This is a genomic window from Bradyrhizobium sp. P2_E8 (assembly GCF_056403875.1).
The window spans coordinates 1-3,443 of the sequence record NZ_JBFUES010000820.1 but is presented as its reverse complement, the minus strand read 5'-3'; the positions used below and the strand labels follow the sequence as shown (position 1 = coordinate 3,443).

Annotated in this window: 3 protein-coding genes; 2 read left to right on the top strand and 1 reads right to left on the bottom strand. The window is 62.8% G+C overall.

The annotated features are described in order from the left end of the window. A partial coding sequence (locus AC1D00_RS32450) for a YjgN family protein (RefSeq protein WP_477013474.1) occupies positions 1 to 914 on the bottom strand: 914 nt, incomplete at its 3' end. 391 nt (positions 915 to 1,305) lie between these two features. Between AC1D00_RS32450 and AC1D00_RS32445 the strand changes: the two genes are divergently transcribed. Both AC1D00_RS32445 and AC1D00_RS32440 read left to right on the top strand, forming a co-directional pair. Next, positions 1,306 to 2,571: a cytochrome P450 gene (locus AC1D00_RS32445; RefSeq protein ID WP_135177502.1), complete on the top strand. Its 1,266-nt coding sequence runs from the start codon at positions 1,306 to 1,308 to the stop codon at positions 2,569 to 2,571. A 92-nt stretch (positions 2,572 to 2,663) separates the two neighbouring features. Beyond that, positions 2,664 to 3,443 (top strand): cytochrome P450 family protein (locus AC1D00_RS32440; protein WP_477013473.1); only part of this gene is annotated, 780 nt, incomplete at its 3' end.

Sequence of the window (3,443 nt, the reverse complement as noted above, 5' to 3'; positions counted from 1 at the left end):
CCGAACACCTGCTCGACCGGAAGGCCGCTCAGCTTGACGACGAGCATGGTGGCGCCGCCGAGATAGGCGGCGAAAATGATCGAGAGCAGCATCCACCAGCCGATCACCTTCCAGTACAGGCCGTAGAATGCATCATGCGGCAGCTCCGAGGAGAGGCTGACGCCGCCGATGCGGATGCCGTCGAGCCACCAGCGCCATTCGCGCGCCTTGAACTCGGCATAGAAGAACGGGGCGAGCGGAAAGATGACCATCGCGATCGGGCTGAGCAGCCACAGCCACCAGCCGCGCTTGAAGAACGTCCAGCCATCGCCTTCGAAATCGCCGGAGAGATCACCGTAATGGGTGTGCTGCATCTTGTAGCGTTCGAGCGAAGCCTCGCGCCACGGCAGCGCCAGGCCGAGGGTGAGGAACACCAGCAGGCCCCACGCCATCGCGCGGAACGAATAGGTCCAGCCCGAGCCGTCCATCCAGAACCGCACGCCGCGCCAGACCGTGCGCGTGAGGCGATATCGCCGCGCGCGAAAAATCGCGAACTGGCCGAAGGCGTAGAAGCTGATGAACAGCGGCGTCGAGGCGAAGCCCTGCCAGCGCTCGAACTCGATACCGATGAGGAAATAGGCGAGATAGATCGGCACCAGGATCGCCAGCGCGAACAGGAAGCCGATCAGCAATTCCTTGCCCCGGCCGGTATATTCGGCGGCGTCGCCGTCGATCGACGTGTTCGACCACAGGTGACGGCGGATGTCGGTGACGAGCCAGAACCGGTAGAAGCCGAAAGTGACCAGCTCCAGCATGGCACCCTTGGTGACCATCTTGCGGAAGACGGAGCGGTCGCCGGCGAAGTCGACCCGCGTGGGCGGCAGTGGCGGCGGGACGGGTTCGGAACCGATGGGGGCCCATTGCATGTCGTTCACGGCGGCAACCTCGGGATGTTGGCCTGTTGCGGTCAAACTATAGATCAGGGATTGGTCGATCCCCAAGATGGGCGGGTTCGATTTACCTCGTTTCCCGTCGATTTCTGGCACGTTTCTCCGTCGATCCGCGTGCGGGAGATCACGTTGACACATCTGCGTGACAGTTGCTGATCCGTAGCCCGGATGGAGCGCAGCGTAATCCGGGACAGCTTGATTGGCGGCCCGAATCCCGGATTTCGCTCCGCTCCATCCGGGCTACGCACCTCACCCAAAGGTTGGATGTGGCAAAACTCGCCCTTGCCCCGACGCAGACAACCGGCTGTAATTGCAAATCAAATACCGCAGCGCAGAATTCAACGAGAACGCGCGGTTCATGTCAGGGAGAGCGGTCATGCACGGGACCATCGAAAGCACGGCAAAGCTCGATGCATTGCGCGAGCGCGCCACGTCACTGCCGCTGGAGCAATTCGATCCGGGCGATCCTGAATTGTTCAGGACCGATACGTTCTGGCCCTATTTCGACCGCCTGCGCCGTGAAGACCCCGTGCATTACTGCAAGGACTCGATGTTCGGGCCGTACTGGTCGGTGACGCGCTACAACGACATCATGGAGATCGAGACCAACCATTCGGTGTTCTCCTCGGCCTCGGCCCTAGGCGGCATCACCATCCGCGACATCGATCCGGATTTGCGCCGCGAAAGCTTCATCTCGATGGACCCGCCGCGCCATGCGGCACAGCGCAAGACCGTGGCGCCGATGTTCACGCCGACGCATCTGGACAATCTCGCGCTCAGCATCCGCACCCGCTCGGCCGAGTGCCTCGACAATCTGCCGCGCGGCGAGGTGTTCGACTGGGTCGATCGCGTCTCGATCGAGCTCACCACGCAGATGCTCGCGGTGCTGTTCGACTTCCCCTGGGAGGATCGCCGCAAGCTGACGCGCTGGTCGGACGTCGCCACCACCATTCCCGGCCCCGACGGCCTCGTCGCCACCGAAGACGAGCGGCAGGCCGAGCTGACCGAATGCGCCGGCTATTTCGCGCGGCTCTGGAAGGAGCGCATCGAGCAGCCGCCGAAGAGCGATCTGCTCTCGATGATGGCGCATGGGGCGGCGACGCGCGACATGGACGCAAAGAACTTCCTCGGCAATCTCGTCCTCTTGATCGTCGGCGGCAACGACACCACCCGCAACACCATGTCGGGCTCGATCTACGCGCTGAGCCAGCATCCGGAACAATATCGCAAGCTGCGCGAGAATCCTGATCTGCTCGACAGTTTCGTGCCGGAAGTCATCCGCTGGCAGACGCCGCTCGCGCATATGCGCCGCACCGCGCTGTCCGACTTCGAGTTCCGCGGCAAGCAGATCAAGAAAGGTGACAAGGTCGTGATGTGGTACGTCTCGGGCAACCGCGACGAGGAGGCGATCGAAAAGCCATACGATTTCATCATCGACCGCGCCCGCCCGCGCACGCATCTCTCCTTCGGCTTCGGCATCCACCGCTGCGTCGGCTTGCGGCTTGCCGAACTCCAGCTCAAGATTATCTGGGAAGAGATCCTCAAGCGCTTCGACCATATCGACGTGGTCGGCGAACCCAAGCGGGTCTATTCGAGTTTCGTAAAGGGTCTTGAAACCTTGCCGGTCAAGATTACGGCGTAGGAGACCTCCCCTCCCCGCATCCGCCTTCGCTAAAGCTTCGGCGGACAAGTGCGGGGAGAGGCGGAAGAAGAGCGACAACTGGAGCCACGACCATGAACATCCAGACGCCGGTGAAAGTGGRCAAGGCCGAACGCATGCGCAAGGCTCGCGAGGAGGCCTACGCGACCCCGCTCGCGCAGTTCCACCCCGGCGCGCCACGCCTGTTCCAGGACGACACGCTGTGGCCGTGGTTCGAGCGGCTGCGCAAGGAAGAGCCGGTGCATTATTGCACCAACGCCCCGATCGAGCCCTACTGGTCGGTGGTGAAATACAACGACATCATGCATGTCGACACCAATCACGGCCTCTTCTCCTCCGACTCGACGCTCGGCGGCATCTCGATCCGCGACGTGCCGGAAGGCTACGACTATCCGAGCTTCATCGCGATGGACCAGCCGCGGCATTCGGCGCAGCGCAAGACCGTGTCGCCGATGTTCACGCCGACGCATCTGGACGAGCTGGCGAAGCTGATCCGCCAGCGCTCGCAGACCGTGCTCGACAATCTGCCGCGCAACGAGACCTTCAATTTCGTCGAGCGCGTCTCGATCGAATTGACGACGCAGATGCTGGCGACCCTGTTCGACTTTCCCTGGGAGGAACGGCGCAAGCTGACGCGCTGGTCCGACGTCTCCACCGCACTGCCCAAGAGCGGCATCGTCGCCTCGGCCGAAGAGCGCCGCCGCGAGATGGACGAATGCTACGCCTACATGTCCAGGCTGTGGAACGAGCGCGTCAACTCCGCGCCGCGCAACGACCTGCTGTCGCTGATGGCCCATAACGACGCCACGCGCTTCATGGACCCCGACAACCTCATGGGCAACATCATCCTGCTC

What these genes read in the sequence shown, in the direction of transcription:
- AC1D00_RS32445 (WP_135177502.1), top strand. Translation starts at nt 1,306, where the DNA reads ATGCACGGGACCATCGAAAGCACGGCAAAGCTCGATGCATTGCGCGAG.